We start from the raw sequence: 16,892 nt of genomic DNA, 5'->3' as shown, positions 1-16,892 counted from the left end.
TCAGCCCTCCACTTCCAGGATGGCCAGGCGCCGGGTCACGCGGGTGAGCGCGACATACAGGTCGCTGTCTCCGCGCAGCGGGTCCGCCGCGATGCCGGCAGGATCGACGACGACCACCGTGTCGAACTCCAGACCCTTGGCCTGCCGGACGGTCAGCACCACGGCGCGCTTCTCCAGATCCGCCTCGGGCCCGTAGGAGGCGTCGGGCACCGCGGCGAGCACGGCCGCGGCGAGTGGCTCGGCGTTCCGCGCCGGCACGATCACCGCCAGCCTTCCGTCGCCGACCAACTGTGCCTCACCCGCGGCGACCTCGCCCAGGCGCGCGGCGAGCCGTTCGGCGGGAACCGAGTCCCGGGACGGTTCGATCCCTGACGACCGTACCGAGCGCGGCGGTTCGAGCGCGGGATCGATGCGCGCGAGGACCTTCGCGGCCACCGCCATCACCTCGGCCGGGGTGCGGTAATTGACGGTCAGCTCGGCCAGCCGCCAGCGGTCCCCGACGTACGGGGCCAGGACTTTCGCCCACGAGTCGGTACCCGCCGGATCCCCGGTCTGCGCCACATCGCCCACGAGCGTCATCGACCGGCTCGGGCAGCGGCGCATCAGCACCCGCCACGCCATCGCGGACAGCTCCTGCGCCTCGTCGACGATGACGTGGCCGAAGGTCCAGGTCCGGTCGGCGGCGGCGCGTTCGGCGACGCTCAGATGGCCGCGCTCGTCCTGGGCGTCGGCGAGCGTTTGCGCGTCGATGAGATCGGCGGCGGTCAGCATGTGCTCGAACTCGCGCGGATCCTCGCGCTCGATCGGGTTCGACCCTTTGAGGATGTCGATCACGCCCTGGGCGTAGGCGAGTCGCCGCGCCTGTCGCAGTTCCTCCAGCCGCTGCGTGTCGTCCCTCGTGCCGAGAAGCTCGGCGGCCTCGTCGAGCAGGGGCACGTCGGCCACGGACCAGCCGCCACCCGGCTCGCGGCGCAGCGCGGCCCGCTCGGTCGCGGTGAACTGCGGCGCGGCCCGATCGAGCTGTTCGGCGTCGGCGAAAAGCTCGGTGAGCAGCCGTTGCGGGGTCAGCCGCGGCCACAGCCACTCGAGCGCGGCCTGCACCGCCGGCTCGTCGGCGAGCCCGGCGCGGATCTCGGTGGCGTCGCGGCGGCCGAGCAGCTCCTCTTCGAGCGGCGGATCATCCGGCTCGCTCAGCTCCCGCAGCTCGCGCGCGATCTGCTCGGCCAGCTCCCGGGTCACCTCGGCGAACGGGTCCTGATTCAGCCGCCGCACCACCTGGTCGGTCAGCGCGTCGAGGACGCGCTCGACGAACACCGGCCGGGCGAGGTTGTGCGGTTCCAGCGTGCCGCGCGCCAGCTCCCGCGCCTCGGCGCAGGTCTCGCGCCCGAGCCGGTAGACGACGTGGTCGATCTCGACTTCCAGCTCCTGCTCGGGCACCCGCTGCCGCGCGCGCACCGCAGCCGCCAGCACCTGCGCCATCTGCGGGCGGCCCTTGACCGCGACCGTCTCAGGCGCCTCCGCGCGGTCGGCGACGACACCCGGGAACAGCTCGCCGAGCGTGCGCAGCACCGCGCTGGTCTCGCCGAGCGCGGGCAGCACGTGCGAGATGTACTGCAGGAAGGTCGGGTTCGGCCCGATGATCAGCACGCCGCGCCGGGCCAGCCGCTCGCGGTGGGCGTAGAGGAGGTACGCGGCGCGGTGCAGCGCGACCGCTGTCTTACCGGTGCCGGGTCCGCCCTGCACGACGAGAACCCCGGCGAGGCCGGCGCGGATCGCCTCGTCCTGTTCGGCCTGGATCGTCTCGACCACGTCCCGCATCCGGCCGGTGCGGTCCGCGGTGACCGCGGACAGCAGCGCCCCCTCGCCGACCAGCTCAGAGTGCCCGTCCGGCGTGTCGCGCTCCAGTTCGTCCAGGTCGAGCACGTCGTCGTCGAGCCCGGTGACGGCACGCCGGCGGGTCTTGATGTGCCGGCGGCGGCTGACCCCGAGCGGCGCGGCGGCAGTGGCGAGGTAGAACGGCCGGGCGGCCGCGGCGCGCCAGTCGATCAGCAGCGGCTCGTAGTCGTCCTGTTCGTCACGCAGCCCCATGCGGCCCACGTAGCGCGTTTCGCCGACGGCGAAGTCGAGCCGGCCGAAGCACAGCCCGTTCTCGGCGGCGTCGAGCTGGGCGAGCCGGTCGGCGTGCTCCCCGGCCCTGATGTCCCGCTCGGTGCGGCTCTGCGGCGTGCCGCCGTTCTCCAGCAGCACCTGTGCGAACCGGCCCGAGGCGCGCTCGCGCAGCGCGTCGAGCCGGCGGTAAAGCATGGTCACGTATTCCTGTTCGCGGGCAATCTCGGCCGAGCCGCTTGACAAAACGCCTCCACGGTCTCTAACGTAGTTAGTGGCTGGTATTTCAGCCTATCTTGGCGTGCGCGCAAAGACGCGCCGTCCGAGTCTAGCGTGGATTGTGCGCGGCTTCCAATGGCACCCGGCTTTCATTGACCGGCTTTCATCAATCCGGCTTCCGGCGCGATCCACTCGGCTGCTTCTGCTTCTGCTTCTGCTTCTGCTTCGCCGCGTCGCGGCACACCCCTTCGCACCGCAAGCCCGGCGAGTGTCCCAGTCCCCGTACGCGAAGCGCCGGGGCTCGGCACCTTCGCGGTGCCGAGCCCCGGCGCTTCGCGGCCTACCGGTTCACGAAACGGTCCAGACGAAGGTGACCGAGACGCTCTGGCCGGTGGAGGTTCGACCGGTGACGGTCACCGTGCTGGTGCCGCGCGCCGTCCCGGAGCCGCTGATCACGCCGGACGGGCTGATCGTGAAGCCCGCCGGCAGTCCGTCGGCCGAGTACGTCAGCCCGGAGGTGCCGCTCAGCGCGAGACCGGCCGGCGCCCCGATGCGGCTCGACATGCCGAACGGATTCGAGATCGCCGGCTGGGTGCCCGCGGTGCCCGCACCCGCCGTCGCGGCGTTCGCGGTGACCGTCGTCGGCACGGTCAGGTTCCCGGTCAGCGGCAGGTCGCGGGACGAGCCGCCGACAAGTACCTGATACGTGCCGGCGCCGGCCAGCCAGCTGTTCGACGCGGTGTCCCAGTGCGCCAGGTCGTGCGCGGTCACGGTGAACGTCACCGTCGCCGACGCTCCCGGGTTCAGCGGGACCCGCTGGAAGCCCTTGAGCTGGTGCGGCGGCTCGCCGACCGACGCCGGGTCGCTCACGTACAGCTGCGCCACCTCGGTTCCGGCCCGGGCGCCGGTGTTCGTGACCGTCGCGGTCACCGTCGCCTGGCCGTTGTTCAGCGCCCCGACCTGAAGATCGCCGAACGAGAAGGTGGTGTAGGAAAGGCCGTAGCCGAAGGGGAACAGCGGCGTGAGACCGTTCGCGTCATACCAGCGGGACCCGACCTTCAGCCCCTCCGAGTACTGCACCTGGTTGTTCGCGCCGGGCCACTGCGCCGTCGTGTTCGCCGGCACCTGGGACAGCGCGGCCGGGAACGTCACCGGCAGTCTGCCCGACGGGTTCACGTCACCGAACAGCAGCGCCGCGATCGCGCTGCCCCAGTTCTGCCCGTCGTAGAAGCCCTCGAACACGCCCTTGACCGAGTTGAGCCACGGCATCAGGATCGCGTCGTTGTCGTTGAGCACGACGATCGTGTTCGGATTCGCCGCCGCCACCGCCGAGATCAGCGCGTCCTGGTTGTTCGGCAGGCTGATGGTCGAGGTGTCGCTGCCTTCGTTGCCGTAGTTGTCGCTGGCGAACACGATCGCCACCGAGGAACTCGCGGCCAGCGACGCGGCCGAGGACTGGTTCGAGCCGTCGTCGTACGCGACGCCCACCCCGGTGCCGGCGACCCGGTTCTGGATCCCGGTCAGCGGCCAGACCGTGCCCGGGCTGGTGACCGTGGCGCTGCCGCCGCCGATCGTCTGCGTCCCCGCGCCGCCGTCGACGCCGATCACCGCGATCGACTTGAGCGACGAGGTGGACAGCGGCAGTATCCCGCTGTTCTTCAGCAGAACCGTGCCCTCCTCAGCGCCCTGCAACGCCACCTGCGCGTGCGGGAGAGCGCTCTCCAAAAAACCCGCGGCGGCCGATCCCGCGATGTGAGACGCCCGGGTCGCCGCCGCGCCGCGTTGCGCAACAGGCGGCGGAGCGCAGGCGGGGCGCGAGCGGCGAACTGCCGCCCGCGCCCCGCCGCTTCAGCTCATCAGCTCAGCGCATTAACAAGGGCCGTCGTCGGTCCACACGTTCTGGCCGTTGTTGCCGGGGATGTCGCCCTGGGTCCACCACTTCGCGGTCCAGGTGTGCCCGTTGTAGGACACGATGGCGCCGCCGTTGTACGCGGTCGTGGACACCCAGGCCGCGGCCGTGCACGAGCCCGTGCCGCTCGACGGCGAAGCGCTGGGGCCGCCGCCGCATGAGCCGTCGTCGGTCCACACGTTCTGTGCGTTGTTGCCGGGGATGTCGCCCTGGGTCCACCACTTCGCGGTCCAGGTGTGCCCGTTGTAGGACACGACGGCGCCGCCGTTGTACGCGGTCGTGGACACCCAGGCCGCGGCCGTACACGTACCGCCGGTACCGCCGGTCGGGCTGGCGCTGGCGCTGGGCGAACTCGGCGGCGTGGTGGACGGCGGGGTCGCGCCGGCGAACTGGACCGTGTACTTGGTGAAGTCCCAGCTGTTCTGCGGCACGCTGCTGCACGTGCTGGACGTGGTGCCGTTGTTGTCCGGCGGGTTGCACTGCCGGTCGCGGTTGACGTCCCAGAAGGTGTACCGGCCCAGGTGGTTGTTCTCGGCGTAGTTCAGCACGGTCTGGAAGTCCGACTGGTAGAAGAACTCGCCGGTGTCCGAGCGGCCGTTCATCATCGAGACGCCCTCGTGCGTGTACGCCGTCGCGCTGTCCCAGCCCATGTGCGTTTCCAGCAGGCCGTGGAACGCGTCCAGCGCGGCGGTCTGCGACGAGCCGCCGTTGAACCCGCCGTCGAACGGCATGATCGAGAAGCTGGCCGGGGTGAAGCCGAGCGACTTCGACTCGTCGAGCAACTGCGTTCCGAACCAGCCGGTGCCCGAGGTGGTGCCGGGCATGGTGACGGTGACCACGAGGCCCGCGTTGTCGCGTTGCAGGATCTGCGCCGCGCCCAGCTCGTTCGCGATCGCGGTGCTGTTCTCGTACTCGGGCTCTTCGAGGTCGAAGTCCATGGCGTGGATCGAGTACTTGGACACCACCTGCTGGTACGCCGCGGCGGTGGCGGCCGGGGTGCCGCAGTCCTGTCCCAGCTTCGTGCCGCCGTAACCGCCGATGGAGACCGACACGTCGCCGCCCTTGGCCCGCACCGCGGCGATGAGGCTGCCGACCGAGGTGTCGCCTGAGACGTTGTCAGTGCCGTTCCACGACGGGGTGCAGCCGCCGGAGTCGAGGATGAACGCCAGCTCGAACGCCTTCTGCCCGGTCGCGTCCATCACGCTGCCCAGGTCGGGCGTCGCCGGATCGTTGACGAACACGTACGGCGCGGAGCCGTACCAGTTGTTCGGCAGCGCGCTCGTCGCCGCGCTGCTCGACGTGGCCAGCGCGAAGGTGACGCCGGTGGCGATGCCGACCGCCGCCACCGCGCCCAGCGCCGTGAATTGCTTCCTTCTCAACGACTACTCCTGTTCGCGTGCGCGGCGGACCGGGGCGCCGTCCGGTCCTGGGGAGTACCACAGTGGACTAGACCAATGAAACGGTCAAGGGGTCGTCGAGTCGATAACACTGCATTGAGCTTCGCTTAGGACACAGGACACTACGACTGCCGCACCGGAGCGCAGCCTTCCCACCGCTCGCCACCCCTGACGAACTGTGTCAGGACCCGCGCCGCGCCGTGACCAGACGGACCGCGCCGTACCAGAAACAGCCCTTTGTCATAACGGGACCGTGTCAGGACCCGCGCTTGACCGCCTCCGACAGGCGCGCCGCGGCCTCGACGACCGCCTCGCCGTGCAACTTGCCCGGCTGGCGGGTCAGCCGCTCTATCGGGCCGGAAACGGAGACCGCCGCGATCACCCGGTTGTTCGGGCCGCGCACCGGAGCCGACACCGAGGCCACACCCATCTCGCGCTCCGCGACAGACTGCGCCCAGCCGCGCCTGCGCACCCCGGCCAGCGTCGTGGCCGTGTAGCGCGCGCCCTGCAGGCCGCGGTGCATGCGGTCCGGCTCCTCCCACGCCAGCAGCACCTGCGCGCCGGAACCAGCGGCCATCGGCAGCGCCGTGCCCACCGGGACCGTGTCCCGCAGCCCGGACAGGCGTTCCGCGGCGGCCACGCACACGCGCATGTCGCCCTGGCGCCGGTACAGCTGGGCCGACTCGCCGGTGATGTCGCGCAGGTGCGTAAGCACCGGTCCGGCGGCGGCCAGCAACCGGTCCTCGCCGGCCGCGACCGCCAACTCGGACAGCCGCGGCCCCAGGATGAACCGGCCCTGCATGTCCCGCGACACCAGCCGATGGTGCTCCAGCGCCACCGCGAGCCGGTGCGCGGTCGGCCGCGCCAGTCCGGTCGCCGCGACCAGCGAGGCGAGGGTGGCCGGCCCGGCCTCCAGCGCGGAGAGCACGGCGGCGGCCTTGTCCAGCACGCCGACGCCGCTGGAGCCGGAGTCGAGCGGGCGCGTCTGCTCGGGCGGGCGCGCGGCCTCGCCCGCGCGCGCGTACGGATCCGCGGCGCGGGCCAGGGAATCGAGCGCGCGGGCCGGATCCACGGGGCGAACGGAGTCCAGATGGCGGGCTGTGTCCATGGAACGATATTGCCATCTCAAATCACGAGACACAAATGCGATGGCCATTGAGACGGTGCGAGGCTCGTGTTCACCGACCGAGTTCGACGAGCGCAGCGCCGGGCAGACGGTGTCGATCCGCCGCGCTTCCGGTGTGACTGTGCCTATCGCTCATCGCCGGAGCAACCCCAACGGCGGGGCCGGCGAAGCCGAAGGAGAGAAAACCGATGGCAGCCAATGCCGCAGGGTCCGCGGCCGCCAAGGGCCGCACCCTGGCCGAGAAGGTCTGGGACGCGCACCTGGTGCGCCGCGCCGAGGGCGAACCCGACCTGCTCTACATCGACATGCACTTCGTGCACGAGGTCACCAGTGCGCAGGCGTTCGACGGGCTGCGGCTCGCCGGCCGCCCGGTGCGCCGGCCGGACCTGACGATCGCCACCGAGGACCACAACACCCCGACCCTGGAGATCGACAAGCCGATCGCCGACCCGGTCTCGCGCATCCAGATCGAGACCCTGCGCCGCAACTGCGCCGAGTTCGGCGTGCGGCTGCACTCCCTCGGCGACGCGGACCAGGGCGTCGTGCACGTGATCGGCCCGCAGCTCGGTCTCACCCAGCCGGGAATGACCATCGTCTGCGGCGACTCGCACACCTCGACCCACGGCGCTTTCGGCGCGCTGGCCTTCGGCATCGGCACCAGCGAGGTCGAGCACGTGCTCGCGACCCAGACGCTGCCGCTCAAGCCGTTCAAGACCATGGCGGTCAACGTCACCGGCCGGTTGCAGCCCGGGGTGAGCGCCAAGGACGTCATCCTGGCCGTGATCGCGAAGATCGGCACCGGTGGCGGCCAGGGCTACGTGCTCGAATACCGCGGCGAGGCGATCCGCGAGCTGTCCATGGAAGGCCGGATGACGATCTGCAACATGTCGATCGAGGCCGGCGCCCGCGCGGGCATGATCGCGCCGGACGACACCACCTTCGGGTATCTCAAGGACCGCGCGCACGCCCCGCAGGGCGCGGACTGGGACACCGCCGTCGGCTACTGGTCGACACTGCACACCGACGACGACGCGGTCTTCGACGCCACGGTCGAGATCGACGCGGACAAGCTGACCCCGTTCGTCACCTGGGGAACCAACCCGGGCCAGGGCGCGCCGCTCGGCGAGCGGGTGCCGGACCCGGCCTCCTTCGCCGACCCGAACGAGCGCGCCGCCGCAGAGCGCGCGCTGGAGTACATGGGCCTGAGCGCGGGCACGCCGCTGCGCGAGATCGCGGTCGACACGGTGTTCGTGGGCTCATGCACCAACGGCCGCATCGAGGACCTGCGCGCGGCCGCCGAGGTCATCAAGGGCCGCAAGGTCGCCGACGGCGTGCGGATGCTGGTCGTGCCCGGATCGGCGCGGGTGCGCCTGGAAGCCGAGATCGAGGGACTGGACAAGGTCTTCGAGGCGGCGGGAGCGCAGTGGCGGTTCGCCGGCTGCTCGATGTGCCTCGGCATGAATCCGGACCAGCTCGCCCCCGGCGAGCGCTCGGCCTCGACCTCGAACCGCAACTTCGAGGGCAGGCAGGGCAAGGGCGGGCGCACCCACCTGGTCTCGCCCCTGGTCGCCGCGGCCACCGCCGTCACCGGCCACCTGTCCGCCCCGTCCGACCTGCTGGAGGTCTGAGCCGTGGAGAAGTTCATCAGCCACACCGGCACCGCGGTCCCGCTGCGTCGCTCCAACGTGGACACCGACCAGATCATCCCGGCGGTGTATCTCAAGCGCGTCACCCGCACCGGATTCGAGGACGGACTGTTCGCCGCGTGGCGCAACGACCCGAAGTTCGTGCTGAACCGGCCGGAGCGGGCCGGCGCCTCGGTGCTCGTCGCGGGACCGGACTTCGGCACCGGTTCCTCGCGTGAGCACGCGGTCTGGGCCCTGCAGGACTACGGGTTCAAGACGGTGATCTCCTCCCGGTTCGCCGACATCTTCCGCGGCAACTCGCTCAAGGGCGGGCTGCTGACCGTGGTGTTGCCGCAGGAGACCGTCGAGCGGATCTGGGAGCTGACCGAGGCGGACCCGGCGCTCGAAGTGACCGTCGACCTGAACGCGCGCGAGGTGCGGGCCGGCGACCTGGTCGCGGGTTTCGAGATCGACGACTACACGCGCTGGCGCTTGATGGAAGGGCTCGACGACATCGGGCTGACCTTGCGGCACGTCGAGGCGATCGACGAGTTCGAGGCGCGGCGGCCGTCGTACAAGCCGGTGACGCTGCCCATCCCGGCCTGAAAGAGACCGGGACGCGCCGAACGCAGCAGCCAACGCAGCAGCCAACGCAGCAACCGAGGCGGCACGCCGGATGTCCGGCGTGCCGCTTCTGCGTCGCGCGTGACAGAGCATGCCCGAGTCGGGGCACAATGTACGGGTGCGGGTGGAACAGTTCGGCGCGGATCAGGACGGTGACGATACCGGCCACGATCGCGCGTCCGCCGCGGAGCTGTTCGATTCCGAGGAACTGCGCCAGCTTTCCGGCTACGCGCGCCTGGCCGAGCTGCTGAAGGAGGCGCACGGCGTGCTGCGCGGGATGGAGCTGGATCTGCCGGACCGGGCCGATTTCGTCCGGCGGCTGCTCGTCATCACCGCCGCCTCCCGGCACGATCAGGCGGACGCGATGCGTCGCCTCGGCCTGTTCTTGAGCGCCATCGACGAGAAGCGCGGTGCCGCCGCGGGCGGTAAGTCCGGTTCCATGCCGGGTGGAAACCATTGCGACACAAGGGTGATTAGCGCGCTTGGTGATTGATTCGCCCGATTCATCGCTCTACGGTGCGGAAAAGGTCGTTACGGCTGGAGTGTGATTTCCGGGCGCCGCGGCCAGGTTTCCACTCGTGCGGCGCGTCCCGCGCACCGCACCCTCTCCAAGGGAAGCAACGTGAACAAGGCGCAGCTCATTGACGCGGTAGCCGAGAAGTTAACGGTGTCACGGCGGGCGGCCGGCGAGGCGGTCGACGCGGTGCTCAACGGAATCACCGGTGCGGTGGTCGGTGGCGACAAGGTCTCGCTGACCGGGTTCGGCACCTTCGAGTCGGCCAAGCGCCCGGCCCGCATCGCGCGCAACCCGCGCACCGGCGAGCAGGTCAAGGTGGCGGCGGCGACGGTGCCGAAATTCCGTGCCGGGCAAGCGTTCAAGGACGAGGTCAACGGTGCCAAGAAGACCGCCGCGGCGAAGAAGGCGACGGCCAAGCGCGCTGCGGCGGCCGCCGCGAAGAAGAGTGCGGCCCCCGCCGCGCGCGGCGCCGCGAAGAAGGCGACCCCGGCGAAGAAGGCCACGGTGCGCAAGAGCACCGCGACCAAGGCGGCCGGCAGCCGCGGCGCGGCGAAGAAGACGGCCGTGACCAAGGCGGCCGCGAAGTCCACGGCCAAGAAGACGGTGAGTAAGAAAGCCGCCGCCCGTCCGGTCGCGCGCAAGAGCGCGGCCGTCGCGCCGGCGACCAAGATGGCGGCGAAGAAGACGGCCGCCAAGAAGGCGACCGTGAAGAAGAGCGCTGCCAAGAAGCGCTGAGGCGCGCGAGCCGCCCACGTCCTCGCGGCCCCGGCGATACTTCTCGGACACGGCCCAGTAGCCGGTAGCCGCCGGAGGTCGACAGGACGGGTGCGGGATGTCGGCGGGCGCGGGCGGGCGTCTGGTGAAACAGGACACGAGCGGCCCCGGGTATCGCGGCTCATCGAGCTTGGCCGTGCTTGGGGTGTAGGGCGGCCGGTGGCCTGTAGATCAGGGTCTTGCTGACGTGGTGGCGCCCGTGGCGCCCTGTGATCATTCGAGTTGCTGAGACAAGAGTGATCGTGAGGGAGCCACGGGCTTGGTCAACGATACGACACGGCTGTTGGGCCTGGACGGGGTGGAGGCCGTCTCCGTCGGGCTCGACGCGGAGCGCAACCCGCTGATCGCGCTGGTGACGGCTGCCGGCGAGGGGAGGTGCTGCCCAAGGTGCGGGCAGCAGTCGCAGCATCCGCATTCGTGGGTGCGCACCCGGCCGCGGGACCTGCCGGTGGCGGGTCGCCGGACAACGCTGACGTGGACCAAGCGGCGTTGGCGGTGCCGCAACACCGCCTGTGAGCGTGCGACGTTCACCGAGTCGGTCCCGCAGATCCCGCCGCGTGCCCGGCTGACCGGACGGCTTCGCGCCTCGATCGGGGCGGCGGTGGCCGACCAGGGGCGCACCGTGATCCAGGCCGCTCGCGATCACGAGGTGTCCTGGCCGATCGCGCAGGCGGCGTTCGCCGCGCACGCCCGGCTCGCGTTGCCGGCCGCCACGCCGCAGGTCGCACGCCTGGGCATCGACGAGATCCGGCGGGGCAAGGCGCGCTTCCGACTCGTGCCCAGCGAAGCAGGAGATGAAAGGTGGGATGTGGTGGCCGATAAGTGGCACGTCGGGATGGTCGACCTCGGCGGCGGCTCCGGGCTGCTCGGGCAGGTCGAGGGCCGCACGGCCGCAGCGGTCTCGGCGTGGATCGAGGCGCAGAGCCCTGCGTGGCGAGCCGGCGTCCAGGTCGTGGCGATCGACATGTGCACCGTGTTCAAGTCCGCGATCCGCACCAGCCTGCCGCACGCGACGCTGGTGGTCGACCGGTTTCACGTCGCGCAGTTGGCGAACGCGGCGCTGACCGAGGTACGCCGCCGTGTCACCGTCCAGGCGCGCGGACGGCGAGGACGTAAGGGCAACCGGGAGTGGGAGCTGAGAAACAGGCTCACCCGGGCCGGGGCGCGGATGCACGCGAAGCACCTGGACCCGATGATCGAGGACCTCCGGGCGCTGCCGGCGAAGATCGGCGCCCCGATCCTCAAGGCCTGGAACGTCAAGGAAGACCTCATGGACCTGCTCGCGCTGCACGGCACGCACCCGGACCGGACACAGATCAGCGCCCTGCTCATCCGGTTCTACGAGAACGCCGCGGCCAGCGGCCTGCCGGAGATACAGCGCCTGGCCGGCACGGTCTCGACCTGGTGGCCGGAAATCCTCGCCGCGATCACCACCGGCGTGACGAACGCCGGCTCCGAGGGCACCAACCGCGTGATCAAAACCGACGCCCGCTGCGCCTTCGGCTACCGCAACCCCGCCAACCAGCGCCTGCGCGCACGCGCCGCCACCACCCGACGCGCACGCGGACACCTCACCACCCACACCAGCGGACGCTACGCCCAACCCAGACGCCGCCCCCAGACCGAACAGCACGGCCAAGCTCGATGAGCCGGTATCGCGCGATACCCGGGGCCGCTCTCGGCCGCACCGCCGCGCGGGCGAAGCGATTTCCTGGCGATGGTCAACCGGCGTTTTCGTCGGCGGAACCGACCGGCGAAACTGCGGCCGGGTATCGGAAATTCATTTTGATCCCGCGCGCCGGTCGAGTCCCGGCTTGATTCACGACCGCGAGGATCGATGTGTCCGGCGCCGCCGGTCCCGGATTCCACCGATCACCGTGGTTTGATTCTCCCGGGAAGCGCGGGCCGGCAGGGTCGGTCCTCGCCCTTGCGTCGCCGTCGTCCCGTCGCGGTCGGCATGTTCGGTCTCGGTCTCCCGGTCTCGGTATGGCCGAGCCGCACCCGATGGCTGGAACACCGTTCAACCGCTGATCGGGATCGCGGCCCGGGAATCCGCTGAGTATCGCGAATTCGCCCCGTCGCCCCGTCGCCGCGCGCCGGTCAGTCCGGCAGCGGCAGCGTCGCCAAAGTCAGTGCCGTGATCCGCCCGTCGCCGTCCACGCGCAGGGAGACCCGCTGTCCGGGTCGCGCCAGCCGCAGGGCGCCCGCGTCGAACGCCGCGGCGTCGTAGGCCAGTTCCGTCCCGTCGTCCAGCACCACGGAGCCGCTCCGCGTCGCGGGGTCGAAGATACGCACGGTCCCTTGCATGGCTTCAGCGTAGTGCCCGGTCGCAGCGCCGGGGATCGTGCTTGGCGGCGGCGCACCCGGAAGCGGCGCCCTCCACGGCGGAGTTCTGCGCATCGGCGTGCTCGGAGTCGGCGTAGTCGGAGTCGGCGTCGGCGTAGTCGGAGGCGGGGCCGCGGTATGTACGCCAGCCGATGCGGTCGAGCGCGGCCGCCGTGTACGGGCCGACACCGAGGCGGATCGCGTCCGCCAGGTCTTCGACGGTGTCCACGTCGCGGCGCAGTGAGCGGCCCGCGCCGGCCAGCAGCAGCGCGCCGCTCGCCTCGTGCGCGTACCGCGAATTGACCCCGAAACGCGGGCCGAGTGCGCCGAGTCGGTCCGAAAGCAGCAGCGTCGTGCCGCTACCGGGAGTATCCGGGACGAACGCGCGCGAGCCGGGCGCCGCCGCCAGCGCCTCGGTCAGATCCCGGGTCAGCAGGCCCGGAAGGTCGGAGGTGAGCGCGGCGACGCGGCAGCGCGGATCGTCGGCCAGCGCGCGCAGCCGCCCCGTCTCGACGGCGCCGTTGAGTCCGTCCGGCCCGTCGTCGGCCACGATCCGCGCGCCCAGGGCCCGCAGCCGCCCGGCGACCCGCGTGTCGCCGGTCACCGCGAAGACCGCGCAGACGAGCGGGCAGGCCAGCGCCGCGGCCACGGTGTCGCCTGCGAAGGCAAGCGCCAGCGCCGCGCGGTTTTCGCCGGAGAACCCGGCGAGCCGGGACTTGGCATCCGGCAGCCGCTTGACGGGAACCACCACGGACCACACCCGAAGATCCTCCCATGCTGCGCCGCGGCGCGAGGCGCGGCGCGGCGGCGCGCCTCGCGCTCGCGGCAGGCCGTGCTTTGCGCCGGACCATCCGGCGCGGGAGACTGGATCGCCATGCCCGGGCCGGTCCGTCCGGTCAACCGCCGAGTACCGGGCCGGTGACGGCGCAGGCGCCGCTCGACACGAACACGCTGCACACGAACACGCTCCATACGAAAATACGGCACCAACGGAAGAAGGACCGACGTGGCCCGCGCATCGCGCCGAAACCCCCGGCCCGGGGCGGCGTTCACGTTCATCGAGGCGATCTGCCGCCCGCTGCTGGTGGTCCTGGTCAAACGGGACTGGCGCGGCATGCAGAACGTGCCGCGCGAGGGCGGCGTGATCGTGGTGGCGAACCACTACTCGTTCTTCGATCCGATCTCGCTCGGGCACTTCCTGGTCAAGGCCAAGCGCACGCCCCGCTTCCTGGCCAAGGCCGGGGTGTTCAAGGCCCCGATGCTCGGGCGGTTGTTCCGCTCGGCCGGGCAGATCCCCGTCTATCGCGAATCCCGGGACGCCGCCCTGGCGTTCAAGGACGCGCTGGCGGCGGTGGAGCGCGGCGAGACGATCATCGTGTACCCGGAAGGCACGATGACCAAGGACCCCGGCTTGTGGCCGATGGCCGGCAAGACCGGGGCCGCGCGCATCGCAATGCGCACCGGCGCTCCGGTGCTGCCGATCGCGCAGTGGGGCGCGCAGGAGGTGTTCGCCTCGTACTCGAAGAAGCCGGACTTCCTGCCCCGCAAGACGCTCAAAGTCACCGCCGGCGAGCCGATCGATCTACGGGCGCGCTACGGGCCCGAGATGACCAGCGAGGCGCTGCGCGCGGCCACCGAGCACCTGATGGACGTGATCACCGGGATGCTCGCGGAGATCCGCGGCGAGCAACCCCCGGCCGTGCGTTTCGATCCCGAGGCCGCCGCGCCGCAGCAGGCGCCCGTGCCGGCGCAGCCCGAACCCGTGCAAGCCGAGCAGGCACACGCCGAGCCCGCGCAGCCCGAACCCGTGCAGCCCGAACCCGTGCAAGCCGAGTCGGCGCACGCCGAACCGGCACCGCCCGGGCCCGCGCAGCCGGCCGCCACCGAACCCGGGGCGCAGGCGTGACCCGCGCCGCCATCTTCGGCGCCGGCAACTGGGGCACCGCCTTCTCCCTCGTCCTGGCCGACGCGGGCACCGAGACCGTGCTGTGCGGGCGGCGGGCCTCGGTGGTCGACCGGATCGAACAGGAACACCAGAACCCTGAGTATCTGCCCGGGATCCTGTTGCCGGAATCGGTACACGCCACGACCGACCCCGGGGCCGCGCTGGAGGGCGCCGACTTCCTGGTGCTGACCGTCCCCGCGCAGAGCCTGCGCGAGAGCCTGATCCGCTGGGCGCCGCTGATCCCCGCGCAAACCGTGCTGGTGTCCCTGATCAAAGGCATCGAACTGGGCACCTGCATGCGGATGAGCCAGGTCATCGGCGAGGTGACCGGCGTCGGGCCCGACCGCGTCGCGGTGGTCTCCGGGCCGAACCTGGCGCAGGAGATCGCCGAGCGGCACCCGGCCGCCTCAGTGGTCGCATGCGCGGACCAGGCGGTCGCCGAACGGCTGCAGAAGGCATGTCATAGTACGTATTTCAGGCCGTACACGAACACGGACGTGATCGGGTGTGAACTGGGCGGCGCGGTGAAGAACGTGATCGGCCTGGCCGCCGGAATCGCCGACGGCATGGGACTGGGCGACAACACCAAGGCATCGCTGATCACCCGCGGCCTCGCGGAGACCGCGCGGCTCGGCGTCGCGCTCGGCGCGGACCCGTACACCTTCGCCGGCCTGGCCGGCCTCGGCGACCTGGTGGCGACCTGCGCCTCCCCGCTTTCGCGCAACCACCGCTTCGGCAGGCTGCTCGGCTCGGGGCACACCGTGGCCGAGGCGCAGCAGGAGGTGCGGCAGACCACCGAGGGCGTCAAGTCCTGTGCGTCAGTGCTCGAGCTCGCTCGGCGGCACGGGGTGGAGATGCCACTGGTGGAGACCGTGGTCGCGGTCGTGCACGAGGGCCGCTCGCCGCGCGAGATGCTGGCGGCGCTGATGGCCCGATCCGCGAAATCGGAGTCGCTCTACTGAGGCTCTGCCGAGGACGGGGCCCATCGGGCTGAGGATCGGTCACGTCCGAGACGGTAAGGTCTCGTTGCTATGAGCGAGTCCCAGCCTTTCGCGCAGCCCGCGCCGCAGCGCAAGATCCGGATCGCGGTCGTCTTCGGCGGCCGGTCCTCCGAACACGCGATCTCCTGCGTCACCGCGGGCAGTGTGCTGAGCGTGCTCGACCCGGAACGCTACGAGGTGCTGCCGATCGGAATCTCCACCGACGGTCGCTGGGTGCTGATGGCGGGGGAGGAAGCCGGCCAGCTGGCGATCACGGACGGACGGCTTCCGGCCCGGATCGACGAGACCAGCGGCGCGCTGGTGACCATGGCCGCCGACCCGACCGCCCGTGAGCTGACCGTGCACGAGCCCGGTTCGGTGCCCAAGGCGCTCGGCGAGGTGGACGTGGTCTTCCCGCTGCTGCACGGCCCGTACGGCGAGGACGGCACCCTCCAGGGACTGCTGGACCTGGCCGGCGTCGCCTACGTGGGATCAGGGGTGCTCTCCTCCGCGGTCAGCATGGACAAGGAGTTCATGAAGCGGCTGCTGGTCTCCGCCGGGCTGCCGGTCGGCCCGTACGTGGCGGTGCGCCGCGGCGAATGGCTCCGGAACCCGCGGGCCGTCGCGGCGTCCGTCGCCGAACTCGGCTACCCGGTGTTCGTGAAACCCGCCCGCGCCGGCTCCTCGATGGGCATCTCGAAGGTGCCCGGACCCGAGGGACTGGCCGCGGCCATCGAGACCGCGCAGCAGCACGATCCGAAGGTGATCGTCGAGGCGATGGTGCGCGGCCGGGAGATCGAGATCGGCGTGCTGGCCGGTCCCGGCGCGCAGCCCCTGGCGTCGCTGCCGGCGGAGATCAAGGTGCGCGGCGGCCACGAGTTCTACGACTTCCAGGCCAAGTACATCGACGGCTCGACCGACATCGACCTGCCGGCGGTGCTGACCGAGGCGCAGCTGGCCGAACTGCGCGCGCTGGCGCTGGCCGCGTTCGAGGCGCTGGAGTGCGAGGGCCTGGCCCGGGTCGACTTCTTCCTGACCGAGCAGAGCGCCGAGAGCCCGGCCCGCTGGCTGGTCAACGAGGTCAACACGATGCCGGGCTTCACCCCGACCTCGATGTTCCCGCAGATGTGGGCCGCATCCGGGGTGACGTACGCGCAACTGGTGGACCGGCTCATCACCGAGGCTCTCTCGCGGCCGACCGGTCTGCGGTAGCGGCGGTCTCTTATACACATCTAAAAAAAAAATATCGAACTCTCTAAGCATTCCGCCCTTCTCGATTCGTTGGGTAACCGAGTCGTAGCAGCGCTTGCATAGCGACTGAAGATTGTCGGGGTCGTGGAATGGG

13 protein-coding genes and 2 pseudogenes are annotated in these 16,892 nt (G+C 71.1%); 8 read left to right on the top strand and 7 right to left on the bottom strand.

Going from position 1 to position 16,892, the window contains the following annotated elements; translation table 11 throughout:
• From KGA66_RS19520 to KGA66_RS19505, 5 genes and pseudogenes are all read right to left on the bottom strand, one after another.
• A complete protein-coding gene (locus KGA66_RS19520; RefSeq protein ID WP_211469605.1) occupies positions 1-2,352 on the bottom strand; it encodes a HelD family protein in 2,352 nt (783 codons plus the stop codon).
• Between the two features lie 321 nt (positions 2,353-2,673).
• On the bottom strand, positions 2,674-4,023 hold the full coding sequence (locus KGA66_RS19515; protein ID WP_312886989.1) for a glycoside hydrolase family 3 C-terminal domain-containing protein: 1,350 nt from the start codon (positions 4,021-4,023) through the stop codon (positions 2,674-2,676).
• Between the two features lie 171 nt (positions 4,024-4,194).
• Positions 4,195-4,323, bottom strand: a pseudogene (locus tag KGA66_RS32480) (carbohydrate-binding protein); the annotation flags it as partial.
• A 66-nt stretch (positions 4,324-4,389) separates the two neighbouring features.
• Positions 4,390-5,613, bottom strand: a pseudogene (locus tag KGA66_RS19510) (carbohydrate-binding protein); the annotation flags it as partial.
• A gap of 274 nt (positions 5,614-5,887) precedes the next feature.
• Positions 5,888-6,739 (bottom strand): IclR family transcriptional regulator, encoded by an 852-nt coding sequence (locus KGA66_RS19505; protein WP_211469603.1) that lies wholly within the window; start codon positions 6,737-6,739, stop codon positions 5,888-5,890.
• Positions 6,740-6,945: 206 nt separating this feature from the next.
• On the opposite strand from KGA66_RS19505, the gene leuC reads away from it, so the two are divergent.
• From leuC to KGA66_RS19480, 5 genes are all read left to right on the top strand, one after another.
• Positions 6,946-8,385 (top strand): 3-isopropylmalate dehydratase large subunit, encoded by a 1,440-nt coding sequence (gene leuC, locus KGA66_RS19500; protein ID WP_211469602.1) that lies wholly within the window; start codon positions 6,946-6,948, stop codon positions 8,383-8,385.
• A 3-nt stretch (positions 8,386-8,388) separates the two neighbouring features.
• Positions 8,389-8,988 (top strand): 3-isopropylmalate dehydratase small subunit, encoded by a 600-nt coding sequence (gene leuD / locus KGA66_RS19495; RefSeq protein WP_211469601.1) that lies wholly within the window; start codon positions 8,389-8,391, stop codon positions 8,986-8,988.
• 136 nt (positions 8,989-9,124) lie between these two features.
• Positions 9,125-9,499, top strand: a complete 375-nt coding sequence (locus KGA66_RS19490; protein WP_211469600.1) for an SCO5555 family protein — start codon at positions 9,125-9,127, stop codon at positions 9,497-9,499.
• A 129-nt stretch (positions 9,500-9,628) separates the two neighbouring features.
• Positions 9,629-10,258, top strand: a complete 630-nt coding sequence (locus KGA66_RS32165; RefSeq protein WP_211469599.1) for an HU family DNA-binding protein — start codon at positions 9,629-9,631, stop codon at positions 10,256-10,258.
• A 298-nt stretch (positions 10,259-10,556) separates the two neighbouring features.
• The gene (locus tag KGA66_RS19480; protein ID WP_211469598.1) at positions 10,557-11,945 is read left to right on the top strand and encodes an ISL3 family transposase; all 1,389 of its coding nucleotides are present in this window, start codon (positions 10,557-10,559) and stop codon (positions 11,943-11,945) included.
• A 452-nt stretch (positions 11,946-12,397) separates the two neighbouring features.
• On the opposite strand, the gene KGA66_RS19475 is transcribed toward KGA66_RS19480, so the two are convergent.
• Both KGA66_RS19475 and cofC read right to left on the bottom strand, forming a co-directional pair.
• Positions 12,398-12,604, bottom strand: a complete 207-nt coding sequence (locus KGA66_RS19475) for a hypothetical protein (protein WP_211469597.1) — start codon at positions 12,602-12,604, stop codon at positions 12,398-12,400.
• 4 nt (positions 12,605-12,608) lie between these two features.
• On the bottom strand, positions 12,609-13,382 hold the full coding sequence (gene cofC, locus KGA66_RS19470) for a 2-phospho-L-lactate guanylyltransferase (RefSeq protein ID WP_211469596.1): 774 nt from the start codon (positions 13,380-13,382) through the stop codon (positions 12,609-12,611).
• A gap of 246 nt (positions 13,383-13,628) precedes the next feature.
• Here cofC and KGA66_RS19465 point away from each other — a divergent pair, with 246 nt between their 5' ends.
• From KGA66_RS19465 to KGA66_RS19455, 3 genes are all read left to right on the top strand, one after another.
• Positions 13,629-14,528: a lysophospholipid acyltransferase family protein gene (locus KGA66_RS19465; protein ID WP_211469595.1), complete on the top strand. Its 900-nt coding sequence runs from the start codon at positions 13,629-13,631 to the stop codon at positions 14,526-14,528.
• Entirely contained in the window at positions 14,525-15,529 is a 1,005-nt protein-coding gene (locus tag KGA66_RS19460) for an NAD(P)H-dependent glycerol-3-phosphate dehydrogenase (protein WP_211469594.1), read from the top strand. Before KGA66_RS19465 ends, KGA66_RS19460 begins: the two co-directional genes overlap by 4 nt.
• A gap of 69 nt (positions 15,530-15,598) precedes the next feature.
• Entirely contained in the window at positions 15,599-16,759 is a 1,161-nt protein-coding gene (locus tag KGA66_RS19455) for a D-alanine--D-alanine ligase family protein (RefSeq protein WP_211469593.1), read from the top strand.
• The last annotated feature ends 133 nt before the right edge of the window (positions 16,760-16,892 follow it).

The organism is Actinocrinis puniceicyclus (assembly GCF_018283645.1).
Lineage (GTDB): Bacteria > Actinomycetota > Actinomycetes > Streptomycetales > Catenulisporaceae > Actinocrinis > Actinocrinis puniceicyclus.
Note: the sequence above shows the minus strand (reverse complement) of the source record. Positions and strands in the feature narration are given on the sequence as shown.